The sequence below is a fragment of the Clostridioides sp. ES-S-0010-02 genome (genome assembly GCA_020641055.1).
Classification (GTDB): domain Bacteria; phylum Bacillota; class Clostridia; order Peptostreptococcales; family Peptostreptococcaceae; genus Clostridioides.
Map to the genome: position 1 here is coordinate 2940728 of CP067345.1, position 17722 is coordinate 2958449.

Annotated in this window: 16 protein-coding genes; 6 read left to right on the forward strand and 10 right to left on the reverse strand. The window is 28.8% G+C overall.

Annotated elements, in window-relative coordinates; translation table 11 throughout:
• Positions 1-370: 370 nt before the first annotated feature.
• Positions 371-1165, forward strand: coding sequence for a M55 family metallopeptidase (locus JJC01_13725; protein ID UDN57224.1), 795 nt, complete (start codon positions 371-373; stop codon positions 1163-1165).
• 22 nt (positions 1166-1187) lie between these two features.
• The gene (locus JJC01_13730) at positions 1188-1631 is read left to right on the forward strand and encodes a regulatory YrvL family protein (GenBank protein UDN57225.1); all 444 of its coding nucleotides are present in this window, start codon (positions 1188-1190) and stop codon (positions 1629-1631) included.
• A gap of 78 nt (positions 1632-1709) precedes the next feature.
• Here JJC01_13730 and JJC01_13735 read toward each other — a convergent pair whose 3' ends face one another.
• Entirely contained in the window at positions 1710-2996 is a 1287-nt protein-coding gene (locus JJC01_13735; GenBank protein ID UDN57226.1) for a Gfo/Idh/MocA family oxidoreductase, read from the reverse strand.
• A 186-nt stretch (positions 2997-3182) separates the two neighbouring features.
• Positions 3183-4082, reverse strand: coding sequence for a DMT family transporter (locus tag JJC01_13740; protein UDN57227.1), 900 nt, complete (start codon positions 4080-4082; stop codon positions 3183-3185).
• 301 nt (positions 4083-4383) lie between these two features.
• Here JJC01_13740 and JJC01_13745 point away from each other — a divergent pair, with 301 nt between their 5' ends.
• Entirely contained in the window at positions 4384-4728 is a 345-nt protein-coding gene (locus tag JJC01_13745) for a RidA family protein (GenBank protein UDN57228.1), read from the forward strand.
• Between the two features lie 96 nt (positions 4729-4824).
• Here the strand turns inward: JJC01_13745 and JJC01_13750 are convergent, their stop codons facing one another.
• From JJC01_13750 to JJC01_13760, 3 genes are read right to left on the reverse strand one after another with little or no spacing between them, the layout of a single operon-like run.
• Positions 4825-6921 (reverse strand): CocE/NonD family hydrolase, encoded by a 2097-nt coding sequence (locus JJC01_13750; protein UDN57229.1) that lies wholly within the window; start codon positions 6919-6921, stop codon positions 4825-4827.
• A 13-nt stretch (positions 6922-6934) separates the two neighbouring features.
• Positions 6935-8095: a DUF819 family protein gene (locus tag JJC01_13755; GenBank protein ID UDN57230.1), complete on the reverse strand. Its 1161-nt coding sequence runs from the start codon at positions 8093-8095 to the stop codon at positions 6935-6937.
• A 19-nt stretch (positions 8096-8114) separates the two neighbouring features.
• Positions 8115-9182, reverse strand: coding sequence for a dipeptide epimerase (locus tag JJC01_13760; protein UDN57231.1), 1068 nt, complete (start codon positions 9180-9182; stop codon positions 8115-8117).
• A gap of 341 nt (positions 9183-9523) precedes the next feature.
• On the opposite strand from JJC01_13760, the gene JJC01_13765 reads away from it, so the two are divergent.
• Positions 9524-10090 carry a helix-turn-helix transcriptional regulator gene (locus tag JJC01_13765; protein UDN57232.1) on the forward strand — a complete coding sequence of 189 codons (567 nt, stop codon included), beginning with the start codon at positions 9524-9526 and terminating at the stop codon, positions 10088-10090.
• 202 nt (positions 10091-10292) lie between these two features.
• Here the strand turns inward: JJC01_13765 and JJC01_13770 are convergent, their stop codons facing one another.
• Genes JJC01_13770 through JJC01_13785 form a run of 4 tightly spaced genes read right to left on the reverse strand, consistent with a single transcriptional unit; the run spans position 10293 to position 14064 of the window.
• A complete protein-coding gene (locus JJC01_13770) occupies positions 10293-11279 on the reverse strand; it encodes a biotin-dependent carboxyltransferase (GenBank protein ID UDN57233.1) in 987 nt (328 codons plus the stop codon).
• A gap of 29 nt (positions 11280-11308) precedes the next feature.
• Positions 11309-12004, reverse strand: coding sequence for a 5-oxoprolinase subunit PxpB (pxpB, locus tag JJC01_13775; GenBank protein ID UDN57234.1), 696 nt, complete (start codon positions 12002-12004; stop codon positions 11309-11311).
• Positions 12005-12023: 19 nt separating this feature from the next.
• A complete protein-coding gene (locus JJC01_13780; GenBank protein UDN57235.1) occupies positions 12024-13244 on the reverse strand; it encodes a divalent metal cation transporter in 1221 nt (406 codons plus the stop codon).
• 28 nt (positions 13245-13272) lie between these two features.
• Positions 13273-14064: a LamB/YcsF family protein gene (locus JJC01_13785; protein ID UDN57236.1), complete on the reverse strand. Its 792-nt coding sequence runs from the start codon at positions 14062-14064 to the stop codon at positions 13273-13275.
• 585 nt (positions 14065-14649) lie between these two features.
• Between JJC01_13785 and JJC01_13790 the strand changes: the two genes are divergently transcribed.
• Positions 14650-15279, forward strand: a complete 630-nt coding sequence (locus tag JJC01_13790; protein UDN57237.1) for a GntR family transcriptional regulator — start codon at positions 14650-14652, stop codon at positions 15277-15279.
• Between the two features lie 113 nt (positions 15280-15392).
• On the opposite strand, the gene glpK is transcribed toward JJC01_13790, so the two are convergent.
• Positions 15393-16907: a glycerol kinase GlpK gene (glpK, locus tag JJC01_13795; protein UDN57238.1), complete on the reverse strand. Its 1515-nt coding sequence runs from the start codon at positions 16905-16907 to the stop codon at positions 15393-15395.
• Between the two features lie 260 nt (positions 16908-17167).
• On the opposite strand from glpK, the gene JJC01_13800 reads away from it, so the two are divergent.
• Positions 17168-17710, forward strand: a complete 543-nt coding sequence (locus tag JJC01_13800; protein ID UDN57239.1) for a TetR/AcrR family transcriptional regulator — start codon at positions 17168-17170, stop codon at positions 17708-17710.
• Positions 17711-17722: the final 12 nt, after the last annotated feature.

The window sequence follows — 17722 nt, forward strand, 5'->3', positions numbered from 1 at the left end:
CTATTTATAGCCCCTTAAACATCTTCTTTTTTACTAATTCTATAGAATAATTCTATAATTCCACTCTTTCTCCTAATCTTAAAACACTACAACCATTAAACAAACTTAAAAATAATATCTATCAATGTTTTAAGTATGTTAAACTAGTAAATGTAGCTACTTCTGTGTTACAATTTTATATAAATATTGTATATAGCAATAATAGGATAATAGATACTAGTTAGTGTTATATTTCTAATATCAGTTATTTTTCAGTTACAGATTTAATAATAATTAATAATGAGAAATAATATTTTTCTACCTCTTATTAATTGTATGTTTACTGTTATCTGTTATTATCATTAATAATAAATTTAAGGGGGCTTATATTATGAAGTTATATTTAAGTGCCGATATAGAAGGTACTTGTGGCATTGTAAATTGGGATGAAACAAAGCTTGAATGTGAATTTTCACAACACTATAGAACACAAATGAGCAAAGAAATAGCAGCTGCATGTAATGGAGCTACTCAGTCTGGTATGCATGAAATACTTGTTAAAGATGCACATGATAGTGGTAGAAATATTAATCCAGATATTTTACCTGAAAATGTCAAAATCCTTAGAGGATGGACTAAAGACCCACTAGTTATGATGGCTGGTATTGATAAAAGTTTTGATGCATGTGTATTTACTGGCTATCATTCTGGAGCTACTTGTAATGGGAATCCACTTTCTCATACTATGGATATTGACTATGACTATTTTAAAATAAATGATGAAATAGCATCTGAATTTACTATAAATGCTTATGCTGCTGCATACTATAATGTTCCTGTAGCATTTTTAAGTGGAGATGAAATGCTTTGTGAAAGTGCAAAAAAACTAAACCCAAATATAATCACTGTTCCTGTTTCAAAGGGAATTGGAAATGGCTCAATTTCAATCCACCCAAATCTTGCACTAAAAAAAATAGAAGAAGGTGTTCAAGAATCTTTATCTGGAAATTTATCTAGACACTTAATAAAATTACCAAACAAATTTAAAATTGAAATAAAGTTTAGAGAACATTACAAGGCTTTTAAAGCTTCTTTTTACCCAAGTATGAAAAAAATAGATTCTCAAACAATACTATTTGAAACAGAAGATTATTATGAATTTTTAAGAATGTTGTTATTTATATAAATTTCATGTTATACATAAGGAGTTGATTAAGATAAGTAATAAAAGAAGGATTCCTTTAGGCGAATTTATTTCTGTATTTTTATTTTTTTGCTGTTTTTTTGGTATAACTTTTTGTATTTTCACTGTTATAGGAATTGGCTTCTTATCATTCTTAGGTTTTGAATATAAATCTCTTGGGTCTGTACTAATTTTCTTTTTAATATATTTTTGTATAACTACCCCAATTGATTTTCTATGCACTACCATTTTAGATATATTTAGATATGTAAACAAATTGCCGTATTCAATTTATAAATTTTGCGAATTTATAATTGATTTTATACTGACTTTTTTAGCTATGAACATAATTGATACATTTATGGATTCAATAATGATTCCTTTAAGTACAGAAATTTTATTTGCCTTACTTTCTTATCTCTTATCTGAATGCATGGATTTTTTTGATAAAGATAAGAAAAAATCTTAATAAAAAGATAGATTACTTAATAGACGATTTATATATCCCTATTATCTAATCTATCTTTATTTGTGTAATCTTTTATATTTAAAATATAGTTTCTTCTATTTCTTTAGTCATCTTTATAGCATCATCAAAAAATTTATCTATATGCACCACTTCATCACTCAATCTTGAATACTCTGCTGCAAATGCCATTACATGACTTTCTATAGCATCTTTTGCTGCTGCTCTTCCTTTTTCTAAGTCTTTATTTAAAACTAATTTAATAAATTCAGTTATGAGATTTCTATCATATTCTTCTACCATATCTTTCTTATTTGATGGATTTATAACTACTTCTTCATTTTTTCCAAATTCTTTAATTCTTATCTCATTTTTATTTAAATCTCCACCAACTTCTCCCTGACTAAACATCATCTTTATAGTTCTTCCATTTTCTTTAGTAAATGCACATAAATTAAAAGTAGCAGTTACTCCATTTTCAAATTGTAATATATTTACCATGTTATCTACTACATTATTATCACATCTGTAAACACATCTTCCATATGGACTTGTCTCAAGTATCTTTAAAAGATTCTCTTTTGTAGGATTTATATGCACAGCTCTATTTATATTTCTGTCATTTTCTAGGTAAATTTGTTTTGCAGAATATGGACATTTCTTTTCTACCAAACATTGAAGGCAATTCTGTGCCATTTCTCCCCCAGCATTTTCATTATTAAGATGCTTTAAACTTCCAAATGCAGAGATTTTTTTACATCTACTACCTACCAAATATAATAGAATATCCATATCATGACAACTCTTCGCCAAAATCAAAGGGCTTGTCTCATTACTATTTCTCCAATTCCCTCTAGTAAAACTATGAGCAAAATGCCAATAGCCTATATTCTCATTATATTGTATACTAACTAATTCTCCTAATTTTTTACTTTCTACAATTTCTCTTAATTTATTGTAAAATGGAGAATATCTAAGTACATGACAAATCATAAAAATCTTATCTTTATACTTCTCACATAGGTCATTTATATGTACTAATCCATCTAAACTATTAGACATTGGTTTTTCCAATAATATATGATAACCTTTTTGAAGAGCTAAACTTGCTACATCATAATGTCTATCATCATTTGTAGCTATTATGACTGCATCTGCCATTTTATCCTGTTTAAAGAATTCTTCTAGACTTTCAAATACATTTTTGCTATTTAAGTTATACTTCTGTGCAAATAATTCACGTCTTCCTTTTTTTGGCTCTGCTACAGCAACTATCTCACATGTATCAGAATTTTCATAAATATATGGAGCATATGCATATGTACCTCTATTACCTGCTCCAACCACAGCAACTTTTACTTTTTCCATACTTTAAATTATCCCCTTTATATTATTCTACTACTTTATTATATTCTATTTTTAAATATATTTGGATATTTTTGATAAAAGAAACAGCAGTTATAGTTTTTTACTTTTAACTGCTGTTTTAACTTAATATGCTATTCTTTTTTAGAATCATATTATTTATTTTTAATGTAAATTTTAATACCATTTTTATTTATTTTGCTTGTCAATTTCTTTTTCTAGCTTGTCTAATTTTTTATTGTATAAAAACATATAAAATGCTGCTGAAAAGACTATTACATATCCTACAACACTTAGCATATCTGGATAAACATTAAACAAGAATATACTCAAGATTGCTGAAAATATTATATTACTATAGTCAAATATAGAAATTTCTTTGGCTGGCGCATACTTATATGCTAAAGTTATACCAAATTGACCTAAACTTGCAAATACTCCACCTAGTAATAAATATACAAGTTGCATAAGAGTCATTGGTTCATACACTGCAAAAGCTATTGGTCCTACAGTAACTAATGAAAAAACTGAAAAGAAAAACACAATTGTATAATAATCTTCTCTATCTCCAAGAATTCTTAAACAAGTATATGCCATTGCTGCAAATACAGCTCCTGCAACTCCTCCTAGATATGGAATTACTTCAACACTAAATGTTGGTTTTATTATAAATAAAGCTCCTATAAATGCAATTATAATTGCCCCTATCTGTTTTATGTTTATTTTTTCTTTTAGAATAATTGCACAAAATATAACTACGAGAAAAGGACTCATTTTATTTAGCATATTAGCATCTGAAAGCATCAACTTATCAATTGCATAATAGTTAAATATAACCCCTAAAGTTCCAAAAATTGACCTATATAAAAGAACCTTCATATTTTCTTTTTTACCTGTTAAACTTCCTTTATGTTTTATGATTAGCCAAAACGCTATTATAGCCGATACCAAGTTTCTAAAAAATACTTTTTGAAAACTTGGTAAATCGCCTGCCAGTTTTACAAATGCAGACATCATTGCAAAACCAAGAGCTGATGCTATTATAAACATTATACCTTTTATTCGATTTGATTTGATTGTACTACTCATATTTACCTCTTTTCTATACAAATACATAAACCTATATTTAAAAACTACTTAAAAAACTAAAATTTCTAAATTAAATAATAATTATCTAAATATTCCAATTTATACTATAATTAAAAGTATAAATTATGTCAAGTAACTAATAAATCTTTTCAATTAATAACAATAATAATTATAAGTAAAAAGTTATATCTTTTTATAGATTATTCGCCAAATATATACTATAATTTTATATAGTATAGACTTTTTTTAATTTATTATTTAGATTTTTAGTGGATTTTTTAATTATGGAGGTATTTAAAATATGGAAATAAAAAGATATGAAGGAACTGGAAGAATGAGTAGAGCTGTAGTTCACAACAATACAGTTTATTTATGTGGACAAACTCATGCTGAAGGAGGAGTAGTTGAGCAAACTACTGAAGTTTTAAATAAAATAGAAGATTTATTAAACAAATATGGTTCAGACAAACAACATTTACTATCTGTTACCATTTATTTAAGAGATATGAAGGACTTTGAAGCTATGAACTCTGTATGGGATGCTTGGGTTGAAAAAGGATTTGAACCTGCTAGAGCTTGTGTTGAAGCTAGACTTGCTAGAGAACACTTATTGGTTGAAATGAGCGTTGTTGCTGCTACAAAATAATTGTTTTAAATTTAATAAGCAAATATAATTACTTTAACCTATAAGGAGATATAGTATTGATTAATACTACATCTCCTTATTATTTAATTCATCAATTTAATTGTTTTCTATTGGCAATATCAACCTAGATGGATATTTTCCTCCATGATAAATTGCATTTTTTGCTTTTATATACTCAATACTATTATAACTATCTTCAGTGTTACTATTTTGGAATATAAAGTTTTTCGCACTAGATGTTATATCTAACCTAATTCTATGCCCAGTTTTAAATGTATTTGATATTTTTGAAGTTGTTATTGTAAACTTATAAATTTCTCCTTCTTCCATAAATTCTGACTTGTAAAAACTATTTCTGAATCTAGCACTTAGTATACCATCAGCTAATTTAATTGAGTTTCCATCTAAATCCACATCCATAATTTTTATAACCCAATCAGTATCTTTTGCCGAACTTGATGCAAAAAATTCCAACTTTATATCACCTGTTATAGTAAATTCTTCACTAAAAGCATCTGATGTGTAGCACAACATATCACTTCTTTTCTCCAAATCTTTATAATTATTTGGAACTCCCACTTCATTTTCTGACATATCAATCAACTGTATTGAAGGGTCTTTTGGATTATATATGTAACTATCATAATTTTCTTTTGAACATTCTTCAAAAGATAGTTTTCCATCTCCTAAAGATGTATTAGCATTTCCACCACTTATTAAATAGATACTTTTATCTATTTTATTTGCTATTGGCCAATTATCTGCCATCTTCCATTCATTCGAACCTACTGAATAATACTCTATTGGAGCAGTCTTATCTATATCATTTTCTACTCCTTTTAAGTATTTATCAAACCATAATAGATAGTTATAGTCTACATCATATCTCAATGAATTATCTCCAAAAGGAATATCATTTATATCCCTTATCGTGTTTGAATTATGCATCCATGGACCTAATATAGCCTTTCTCTTTCCTCTTTCATAATTTTTTATTACATCCAAAGCTTCTGTAGTACCCATACCATTATCATCATACCATCCAGATATGACTAATGCAGGCACATTTATTTTATCTTTTTTTAGATGCCAATCCATCCTATCCCAATATTCATCCTTTTCTACTCTTTTTATCCACTCTTCTAAAAATTCTATTCTATATCCAAGTGCTTCAATAGGTATATTTTGTATCGGTCTTATATTTAAAACATCATCCCAGTCATCTCTTAGCATTTTACTTCTATCGACTTTACTTCTTGATACCATAAATGCCCATGCAAGCATTCCAGATACAAAAGCTCCACCTTTTCTTGGTATGTCAATGAAAGGACTACCTGCTGTAACTATACTAATTAAAGCTTTTAGGTGTTTGTTTCCTGAAGATGCAGCTGCCCATTGAACATAACCAAGATATGAGGCTCCCATCATTCCAACAACTTCATTTGACCAGTCTTGTGCTACTATCCAATTTATAGTACTATCTCCATCTTCTCTTTCATAAATCATAGGCTCCCACTTACCTTCTGATTCATTTCTTCCCCTGACATCTTGTATTACAACAGCATATCCCCTTTGTACATACTTATAATATATTTCTTTGTCATTTTCTTTTCCATATGGAGTTCTCATAAGAATTGTAGGTACTTTTTTAGTAGAGTCTTCAAACTTAGGAAGATATACATCTGTAGAAAGTTTTATTCCATCTTTCATATCAATCATATAATTTCCATCAAATTTTATAGGATATATCGCTTCATTCTTATGTGTTTTCTTCCACTCTTTTAATATCGTATAATCCTCATATTCATCCATAATTAGTATAGTACAAGTTTCCCTGGACAAGCATATAAAACCAACTATTTTATTATCCAAAACAATTACATCTAAAGGAAATTTTTTATTTCTTTGAACCCAGATATAGTCATTAAACTTAGAATATGTTTCTCCTAACTCATTTACAACCATACTTTTATCTGTGTTTATTAAGCTATTACTATAAACATTAAAGTTTTCAAATAAGAAGTTTAAATCTATTTTTGTAAGATTTAAATAATATATTCCTTCATCTTTATTCATAGGTTTTATTTCTTCTATTTCATTTGTAAAAGGATTTAATTTTTCAATAAGTAATGTTTCATCAAATACTACATTACCACTATACAAACCAGATATATATAACTTAAACTTTTTCAATAAAATTCACCTCCTAGAGACCAAGAACCATTTTTATTGCATATGCCACCGATATACCTGCATAATTTCCTAATACTCCACCAATTACCCCCATCACTACAGCTACACTTACAAGCGAATTCCATTTTGCTGAAGCGGCTACTAAAGCTGACGTTGGACCATCAGCAATTGCTCCAACTATAGAAAGTATTACATATTGATACTTTATCTTTAACATTCTAGTTACAAATAGATGGAAGACAAATGAAGCAAAGATTATGCTAAAGCAATAAAATGTTATAGTAAAAGTTGAACCTAAAAATTCTTTTATATCTACTGAAAATCCTATTGTACATAAAAAGAATAATGCAACAAACAATCCTAAATCTAAATTCCCCTTTAATTTTTTTACTGGTTTTAATTGAGCAATTATAATTGAAATTGTTGTAACTAAAAGAATTCTTGCTGCACTGCTAAAGCTTGAACTAAAATATCCTGAAAGAATTGTTGCAACCTCTGTAACAACAAAGCCTATAGCCAGCATCCAAGCGATATCTTTTATGCTCCACTCTTTTGATTCCATAAATTCTTCATTCTGGCAATCTTCTAACTCTGATTCTTCTAAATGATATGGCCAAAACTTTTGAAACTTCTTAGAATTTTTTAATATTGCTGGAAGTGCAAACATAAATATTAATGTTGGAACTCCAATTACATAATCAGCTGCATTCGCTGCTGCTAGAGTTTGTCTACTTACATTAAGACCTGTTCCAATAGCTGTAAGATTAGCACTTCCTCCAGTATATGTACCTACAAACATCCCTGCAACTTTCCATCCTTCTGATATTTCACCTGCAAATACCAATCCAAATAAAAACGCCATTATACTTACTGTCAATACTGCCACAAAAATTGCTATTAAAGGCTCTCTTGATAGCTTTGTCATTTCTTTTAAATCAACACTCATCAACATTATAGTCATAGAAACTGGTATAGCATATGTAGAAATAGTTCCATACAATTCTGTACTTACTGGAACTACCTTTAAATTTGAAAGTATTATTCCCATTATGATTATTGTAAGTGCTGGTCCTAGACTCTTAGTTACTTTATATTTTTGTAAGTAAAATCCAAATGCAACCATAGCTGTCATTATTGCAAGTATACTACCTGTACTTGAAAAAAGTGTATTCATATTTAACCCCCTAATTTCATCATAAGTTTACTTCTATTCCTAAACCTGGTTTGTCGATAAGATTCATAATATCTCCATCCATTTCAAATCCTCCAGATATACTTTCTAACTCTTCACAAAACATAAAACTATCAAGGTCAGCTTCTGTTATATTCTTCTTAGATGCTATTAAATTTGCTGCTGCTGTTATACCAATCCTTGTCTCAAGCATACATCCTAACATACAATTAACCCCACTTGCTTCAGCTATATTATTGATTTTTATTGCAGGGTAAATTCCACCAGATTTCATTAACTTGATATTAAATGTATCAACTGCATTTTTCTTTATAGCTTTAATTGCATCTATTGGTGAATGTAATGACTCATCTATCATAATCTTAGTATTACTCTTATTTCTTATGTAAGCAGTTCCATCTAAATCCCAATGTGGAAGTGCTTGTTCAATCGCATCAACGCCAAATTCTTCTAGTTTTTTGATAGTATTTATGCTACTATTTACATTCCAGCCTTGATTTGCATCTATTCTAATTCTTATATTATCTCCAACAGCTTCTCTAATTAATTTTACAGCTTCAATATCTTCTTCAGGTCTTATTCCAGCTTTAAGTTTCAATATTCTAAAACCTTCTCTAACTCTTCCCAGTGCTTCTTCTGCCATTTTCTCTGGTTTATCTATACCTATAGTTACATCTGTTTGAATTTTGTTATCATATCCTCCAAGAACTTTATAAAGAGGTACATTCATAATTTTACCTTTAAGGTCATACAAAGCTATATCAATTGCTGCTTTGGCAGAAGTATTACCTATTATGATTCCATCCATAATTGTATGTATAGTTTCAATATCTAATGGGTCTTTACCTATAAGTTCCTTTTTAAACATGATTAATATAGAAATTACAGTATCTAAAACTTCACCTGTAACTGCTGCAAGAGGAGCAGCTTCTCCAAATCCACAGTAACCTTCATCAGTCTCAATTTTTAAGATTATGCTCTCTCCATATTCAATTGTTCCAAACGAAACTACAACAGGCTTTCTTAATTTGATTCTTAATTTTTCAAATTTAATATCTGTTATTTTCATGTTAACCTCCTCATTTTTTGAAGTAATAATTTAATTTTTTTATTTTTATACTTCAAATTATATTATTACTTCAATGTATCTGTCAATATAATTTACTGAAAATTTAATTTTTTCTAAAATATCCTACAATAATACCTTTAAAATTAATAATCCTATATTAAATTTTTCTGCATTATATTAATTCATCAACAATTTATTTTTATAAGATTTTATTTGCACCCCACTAATTGCTAATTCTTAAAATCTTCCATTCATCTTTCTTGCTACTACTTCTATGTTATGCTATAATTACTTTGTTTTAATCGAATATTTTGTATAAATTTTATTATTTGGAGGTTCTTATGCTAGGGGAAAAGATGAGAAATATAAGAAAAAACAAGAAAAAAACACTAAGTGATGTTTCCAAATTGACAGACTTATCTATAAGTTATATATCTCAAATCGAAAGAGATGCTATTGAACCATCCCTGTCTTCATTAAGAAAAATCGCTGAAGTTTTAGATACTCCTTTATATATGTTTATGGATGATAATAACACGGATGATTTAGTCATCAGAAAAGAAGATAGAGTTATGATGAAGTTTCCAAAAAGTGAAATGTTTTATGAGATAGTATCTCCAATGCCAACAGCTGATTTTGCACCTTCAATCTTATTTTTAGAATTTGAACTTAAACCAGAAAGTGAAGATACTAAAGACTATATCTCTCATGCATCAGAAGAAGTGGTTGTATTGACAAGTGGTATAGTTGATATTTGTATAGGTGAAAATATAGTAAGATTAAATCCTGGAGATTCAACATTTATAAAAGCTAATACTCCTCATAAAATTATCAATCCAAGTAAAGATAAACCAGCTCGTGGATATGGTGTTATATCACCTCCCATTTGGCCAATAAAGTCCAAGTAAATATCTACAATACAATTGTTTAATATGTAAAATGTTTTAATACATAAAACCAAAACGTAAGCTCTTTTAAAATTAATGTATTTACTCAAATAAAAATAGCTATTTGACTAATTCAAACCATTTTAATAATGGCAAATAGTAAATAGCTATTTCTAAATTGTACTTTAAATTGTAACAAAAATTAATATTAATTAAATTTAAATTAAACCGCTATATCGTTTAATACTTTGGCTTTAACAACTCTTATATTTTTCATACTTTTATATATATCTTGAATCTTATCTTCTTGTTCTTTCAATAATCTATGAGCTTCATATATATCTACAAACTCAAACTTTACTACATCATTTGGCTTTGCTTGTGCTAACTTACACAAATCTACACTTATAACATTTCCTATTTTAGTATAACCACCACTAGTTTGTCTATCTGATAACATTATGATAGGTTTCCCGTGTCCAGGTACTTGTATAGCTCCATAAGAAATACCATCAGATATAATATCTGCTCCATTAATATGCTTTATACTATCTCCTTCTAATCTACAACCCATTCTATCTATTTCATTTGTAACTTTATATTCATTTAATAGAAATTTTTCTACTTCCTCTTTAGAAAAAGCATCAAATTGAGGTCCTTTTACTATTCTTAGTACTATTTCTGAACTATAATTTGGAATGTATTTTGAATTTAATTTTTTGTTTATTGTAAAATCTTTTTCTTGAGCAAAAGTATTTATATAATCACCTTTTTTAAGTGCTCTACCTTCAAATCCACCAATCTTAGCTCTTGTATAAGTTGATTTACTTCCCATTGCAAGTGGAACATCTATTCCACCAGCTATTGATACATATGCCCTAGCCCCTGAGTTTACACCTCTAAATGATAATATGTCACCAGGATTTATTTGATATGACCTCCAATTTTGAATCTCTTTTCCATTTATTCTAGCTCCTAAATCTCCACCAGTTACTGCTATTTGTGTATATTCATCAAAGGTAATTGTAGGACCTAACATTAGAACCTCCAAAGAAGCTTCATCTTCAGAGTTTCCAACTAATATATTTCCCACTCTATGTGCATATTCGTCCATTGCTCCACACCCAGATACACCATATTGTCCATATCCAACTCTACCTCTGTCTTGTATTAATGTTTGGAAACCTCCTAATTCTACTTTAAATCCCATATATACCACTCCCTGTATTATCACTATTTTTAAACACTTAAATTATTTTTTTCAATTTCTATAAATTCATCTAAAGTTATTGGAACAAACTTTATAAAATCTCCAGCTCGAAGTAAAATTTGTTCTTCTCTATTTTCGTCATATAGTTTTAAAGGTGTTCTACCAATTATTTGCCATCCACCAGGGCTATCTATAGGATATACACCTGTCTGAGAACCAGCTATTCCCACACTTCCACCATAAATTTTAGTTCTTGGTACTTCTAATCTAGGTGTAGCTATTCTTTCATCCATTCCACCTAAATATGGAAATCCAGGAGTAAATCCCAACATATATATTAAATACTCTCTGTCTGTGTGTATATTTATGACTTCATCTACAGTCAGATTATTGTAACTTGCAACAGTTTCAATATCTATACCAAATACCTTATCGTAACATACTGGAATTTCATGTATTTTAGGTTTTGGCAGCTCTATACTTTCTAAATTATTTTCTATTTTTTTTAAGCTTTCAATTAAACTATCAAAATCTATTTTCAAGGGATTGTAGCTTATCATAAGTGACCTATATGTTGGCACCATTTCTGTAACAATACCTTTAAGATTTGATATTTCTATCGCTCTCATAAACGAAATTACTTTTTTATTTATATCTTCCGATATTTCATTTCCAAATTCAGCAACTACTGCTTTGTCTCCTGATAGCAAGTATCTAGTTTCCATAAATGTCACCTCTTTTAAATTAAGCAAATAAAGTACTCAGGCTACTAAGAGAAGTTATCCCTGCATAAGCAGATATTAAAACTACTATTAATCCAAATATCAAAAGCCATGTAGGATGTTTATAATCACCAACAATATCTTTTCTCTTAGATGCTATAAGCATTATTCCTAAAGTTATTGGAAGTATTAAACCATTTAAAGCTCCTGCTAAAATTAATAAAGTTGCTGGCTTTCCTATAAATGCCATTATAAGTGTTGATATAGCTATAAATGCTATTATAAAATACTTTTCATTTTTTGCTATGAAAGGATTTAGCGTCTTTAAGAAAGAAACTGATGTATAAGCAGCTCCTATAACTGATGTAATTGCAGCAGACCATAATACAAGCCCAAAGAATTTATATCCTATCGCTCCTGCACTAAATTTAAAAGCTGAAGCTGCTGGATTTTCTGGGTCAAGTTGAATCCCTTTTGAAACCACTGCTAATATTGCTAAAAATAAAAGTACCCTCATCATAGTTGCAACTAATATCCCTAAAAGAGATGATTTAGTTATTTCTTTTATATTTTCTTCACCTGTTATTCCACCATCTATTAATCTATGTCCTCCAGCGAATGTTATATATCCTCCAACACTTCCTCCAAGTAGAGTTATTATTGGAAATATCAGTGTCTTTGGATTTTCTGGTTTTACCATTCTATAAACTGCTTCTCCAACAGGAGGATGATTTGATATTGCTACATATCCAACTATAATTATCATACCTAATGCTAAAAACTTAGTTATCTTATCTACTAAAGAATTTGAATTTTTTGACATAAATACAAATATTGCTATTAATCCACTTAATACAGTTCCTAATGTCATATTCATATTAAACATTACATTCATACCAAGTGCAGCTCCACCAACATTTCCTATATTAAAAGCTAATCCACCAAGGCCTACTAAAAAGGCTACTAGGTAACCTAAGCCAGGTACTATTTTATTTGCTATATCTTGACCTCTAAGACCTGATACACCAATTACTCTCCATACATTCACTTGAGCTCCTATAAAAAGGATAGTTGTAATTAGTACTACAAATGAAAAACTTGGCCCAAAATCTTGAGTAAACTGTGCTGTCTGAGTTAAAAATCCTGGCCCAATTGCTGATGTTGCCATTATAAATGCGGCCCCTATAAGTGCCCCAACGTCTTTTTTACCTTTTTCGTTATCTGTAATATTTTTTGTACTCATATTTTATTTCCCCCTCATATTATCAGTCTTACAATGTGTCCTCTGATGAACAAACTTCCATATTTTCTAATGGACAAACTTCTATACTTTCTAATTCAAAACGTTTTCTTATTTCTTTAACAAACTCTATTGCTTTTGGATTGTCTCCATGCACACATATAGAGTCCGCTTTAATATGTATAATTTCGCCAGTTATAGTTTCCACTGTTCCTTCTTTTACCATCTTAACAACTCTATCTATTGCAGTTTTTGTATCATGTATAACGGCTCCCTCTACATTTCTTGGAACCAAAAATCCGTTGCTATCATAGGCTCTATCTGCAAATACTTCATTTGCAAACTTAAGTCCAACCTCTTTAGCTGAATTTATCATTTCACTATTATATAACCCTAACAATGTAATATCTTTATTAACTTCATATATAGCTTCACAAATCGCCATAGCTAAATTTTTATCTTTTGCAGCCATATTATATAAAGCTCCATGTGGCTTTACATGCTGTATATTACATTCATTTGAAGTTGCAAATGCCATTAATGCTCCTAATTGATACTTTGTATAATCTTTAGCTTCTTGTTTTGTTATTTTCATCTCACGTCTTCCAAATCCTATTAAATCTAAAAACCCTGGATGTGCTCCTATTTTAACTCCATTTTCTTTAGCGAGTTTTACTGTTTTATCCATATGGCTAGGATCTCCTGCATGAAATCCACAGGCTATATTAGCTGATGAAATATATTTTAAGACTTCTTCATCTAAACCAATCTTATATGTTCCAAAACTTTCTCCTAAATCGCTATTTAAATCTACTTTATACAATTTATGACCCCCCTTGCTAACATTTTGATAGAATAAGTAGTTTTAATTTTTAAATTTTGTTTATTATATATATTGCATGAAATATTTTATTACTTGTATGCAATCTATTTTTTCAACTATTTTAATACATTTAATTAATATAATTTTACCATTTAAGGAATTTTTTTGCAATTAATTTAAATCGACATTCATTTGTACTTCTTTTTCAAAAACATTTTTCCCATTTTTTAGTTAATAATTAATTATTTATAGATGAATTATAGCTTTTAACTTTCATTTTTAAAGCATTTTTCAATTTTAATAACTTTGTATGCAAGACAGAAGTGTTTTTTTTCATTCATTTGTTTATTTCATCTATATAATTATCTATTTTTGTCCATAGAATGTCTTTACATTCCCTTAAATACTTCATTTCATACTTTGAATGGAAAAATTTAAATATGTATACTAAATGCATGTTAAAATATTATTTTAAAAAGACGACAATATTTGTACATAATGTAGACATATAAATTTATAAATTATACAATAGTATTATTAAGATTATATATTTTTTAACATAAATTTTATATTGGAGGAAAAACAATGGAAAAAAACTATACTATGCCGATATACCAAAAGATAGCTTTGGATATTGCAAATAAAATATATACAGGTGAAATACAGGAAGATTCAGTATTGTTTGGACGCTCTGTTTTGGCTGGTAAATACAATGTATCACCAGAAACTATAAGAAGAGCTGTTAAAATTTTAGAAGATATTGGCGTTGTTAAAAGCATAAAAGGTAAAGGTGTTATTGTACTATCACCAGACAAAGCTTCTTCTTTTATAAAAAAATATAGAGACATTACAAATATATCATCATATAAATCAACACTTTACAATTTAATAGATACTAAATCAAATCTAGAAAATGAAATCTTAGATACTATAAATAAAATTATAGATTATTCTAATAGACTAGAAATAATAAACCCCTTAGTGCCCGTTCAGTTCACAATAAATTCTAATTGTAAGTACATTGGCCAAACAGCTGCACAAACTAAGTTTTGGCAAAATACAGGCGCTACAATTGTTGCAATCAAAAGAGGTGAGGAACTTATAATCTCTCCTGGTCCATATATTGAATTTTTAGAGGGAGATATTCTTTTGGTTGTTGGAGACCAGCATATTTATAATTCTATACCAATGTTTTTATACGAAAATGAAAAATAGATTATACTATTTGGTTACAACTATGCAGAAATATAAATTTGAGAATAAAAAAGTAAAAATAAAAAAGTAGAGCTTTACAAAGCCCTACTTTTAAGTTTAAACACATCTAACCTTTAAATTTCTGACTCATCTTCTTTTTCCCAACTTAAAGCTCTTGATACAGCTTTCTTCCAACCTTTATATAATCGACATCTCTTCTCTTCACTCATATTTGGATTAAACTCTTTTTCGACTGACCATTTTGATGTAATTTCATTTCTTCCAATATAGAATCCTACACACAATCCTGCTAAATAAGCAGCTCCCAAAGCTGTAGTTTCTACTATTTTAGGCCTATCTATATCTACATTTAGTATATCTGACTGGAATTGCATTAAGAAATTATTATTACTGGCTCCTCCATCAACCTTTAATGACTTTAATTTTAATTTTGAATCATGTTGCATTGCTTCTAATACATCTTTTGTTTGGTATGCAATTGATTCCAATGTCGCTCTAATTATATGCTCTTTTTTTGCACCTCTTGTAAGACCCAATATTGAACCTCTAGCATACATATCCCAATATGGAGCACCAAGACCTGTAAATGCAGGTACTACATACACACCATTAGTATCTTCTACTCTATTTGCATAAAATTCACTGTCGCTTGCAGATTCAATCATTTTAAGTTCATCTCTAAGCCATTGGATAGATGCTCCACCAATAAATATACTTCCTTCTAATGCATAAGTTACTTTTCCATCAACACCCCAAGCAATCGTTGTAAGCAAACCATGTTTAGATTTAACTATATTGCTACCCGTGTTCATAAGTAAGAAGCAACCTGTTCCATAAGTATTCTTTGCAGTACCTTCTTCAATACAATGTTGACCAAATAAGGCTGCTTGCTGGTCTCCTGCACATCCAGCAATAGGTATTTTAGCCCCTGATAACATACGCTCATCTGTATGCCCATAGACATAGCTAGAAGGTTTTACTACTGGCAACATACTTATTGGTATATCTAATTCTCGTAATATATCTTTATCCCATTCTAAGTTATTTATATTGTACATCATTGTTCTAGATGCATTTGAATAATCTGTTATATGTACTTTCCCACGTGTTAAGTTCCATATTAACCATGTATCGATAGTACCAAATAACAATTCGCCTTGTTCTGCTTTTTCTCTAGCACCTTCTACATTATCTAGTATCCACTTTATCTTTGTTGCTGAAAAATATGCATCTATCAAAAGACCAGTTTTTTCCTTTATTGATTCCTCTAATCCTTTACTTTTGAGTACATCACAGATTTCTGATGTTCTTCTACATTGCCATACTATCGCGTTATAAATCGGTTTCCCAGTATACCTACTCCAAACAATGGTCGTCTCTCTTTGATTAGTTATACCTATTGAAGCAATTTCTTCTGGTCTTATACCTGCTGTTTCTATTACCTCTCTCATTACCCCACTTTGTGAACCCCATATTTCCATAGGGTCATGTTCTACCCAGCCAGCTTTTGGATAAATCTGTTTAAATTCCTTTTGCGCAATTTTTATTATTTCGCCTTTTTTATTAAATAATATAGCTCTTGAACTAGTTGTCCCTTGGTCTAGTGCCATTACATATTTCTTTTCCATTATTTTATTCTCCTTATCATATAATAATATTATTAACTTATTAAAAAGAAAAATCTAATATTACATAATTTTAGTACATATTACTGCTTAAATATAAAAAATATAAATCTAATTAGATTAAATACTTATATAATAAGGCATCTATTTTACGCCATATCTATATATTAATATTATACATTATAGCTTGCATATTGATTAATAAATTTTAAAGGTTTATAATAAACAGTGTTCATAATAATTTTAATGAAAGAGGTGGTCATATGCCTAAGATTTTAGAAAATGTAAAGGAAGATATACTAAAAGTGTCTCGAGATATGATTTTGGAAGAAAATTACTCAAATATTAGCATAAGAAAAATAGCCCAAAGGTGTGGTATAAGTGCAGGTACAGTGTATAATTACTTCAAATCAAAACAAGAAATAATAGAATATATTATAAAATCAGAATGGGATTTATTGATAAGGAGAATTGAATACTCTAATAAAAATAGTAATAATTACATTGAAAAACTAAATATTATCTTTACAGAAATAAGAAATTTTATAAACAAAGTTCATAATATTCAATATGACGATTTTTTAGATACTTTTGAAATGGAAAGATTTATCGAAATGAAAAAACAAAAAAATGATTTTCATGAGCAACTTTCAAATAAAGTATATGAAGCTTTACAACAAGAAGATTTCTTTAATAATGATAAATTAGTATGTAATATCATAATCAAAATGTTTTTTTCATACTCAACCTATCTTCATATAGAATTTAAAGATTTAAATCCGTATATTGAAAAATTAATACATTAAGGTGGTGTTTAC